This window comes from Bowmanella yangjiangensis, from assembly GCF_017255015.1.
In the GTDB taxonomy this organism is placed as follows: domain Bacteria; phylum Pseudomonadota; class Gammaproteobacteria; order Enterobacterales; family Alteromonadaceae; genus Bowmanella; species Bowmanella yangjiangensis.
Map to the genome: position 1 here is coordinate 1 of NZ_JAFKCS010000351.1, position 819 is coordinate 819.

At 62.9% G+C, this 819-nt stretch carries 2 protein-coding genes; both read left to right on the forward strand.

Features of this window, described 5'->3' with window-relative positions; translation table 11 throughout:
* Positions 1 to 479 (forward strand): hypothetical protein (locus J0A65_RS24475; protein ID WP_206596857.1); only part of this gene is annotated, 479 nt, incomplete at its 5' end.
* 4 nt (positions 480 to 483) lie between these two features.
* The gene (locus tag J0A65_RS24480) at positions 484 to 684 is read left to right on the forward strand and encodes a DUF7210 family protein (protein WP_037053277.1); all 201 of its coding nucleotides are present in this window, start codon (positions 484 to 486) and stop codon (positions 682 to 684) included.
* Positions 685 to 819 lie beyond the last annotated feature (135 nt).

Sequence of the window (819 nt, forward strand, 5' to 3'; positions counted from 1 at the left end):
TGTATGGAGGTCAAGCCATGAAGCCCAACCCCATCAGCCTGGGCCGCAAGGCCCTAGTGCAGCACCTGCAGTCCATCACCGCCGCCAACGGCTACAGCACCAACGCCGGCCACAACGTGAAAACGGGGTGGGTGAACGAGGTGCTGGAGACCGAGAAAGAGAATCTGCCGCTGATCTGCGTCCAGAAGGGCAAGGACCTGGCCCCCAAGCCAGGGCCTGACGGCTTGATCAAGTACAGCGGCTTCTCTGTTGTCGGTGTCATCTCGGCTCCTCTCACCGATTACGAAGACGCCATAGACGACCTGGAGCGCGACATGCTGCTTGCACTGTCGCCCACCAGCAGCGCCCGTCAGCGCTGGATGCCAGTTGGCATCACCGGCATCACGGTGGGCGCACCTGAGCAGTACCCGCCCGGGCAAGGCGAGCCGACCGCCCGCGTGCTCATCCCCGTGCATCTGCACACCATCATCGAAAGGTAACCCCATGACCCAGAAAGACACTGCCGTGCAGGCAGGGGATGCGGCCGCCCAGAAAAAGGCCCCGGAGCGCGTCGAGGTCACCCTCGCCAAGCCCCACACCCATGCCGGCAAAGAGCTGCAGCCGGGCGAAAAGATCAAGGTGACGGCGCGTCAGCGCGAGTGGCTGCAAGGCCTGGAAGTCGTCGCCAAAGCCGAGGAGAAGTGACCCATGTCCATCAAAAAAGAAACGGTGGTGATCGGTGGTCACCTCAAGGCGCGTGAATACGGCAGTGGCCTGCCGTTCCAGAAGGTCGGCCTGGTATCGACCATCCAGCACGCCACCGAGACCAACTCACTGACG

Coding starts and splice junctions, on each gene's coding strand:
- J0A65_RS24480 (WP_037053277.1), top strand. CDS start 484: ATGACCCAGAAAGACACTGCCGTGCAGGCAGGGGATGCGGCCGCCCAG.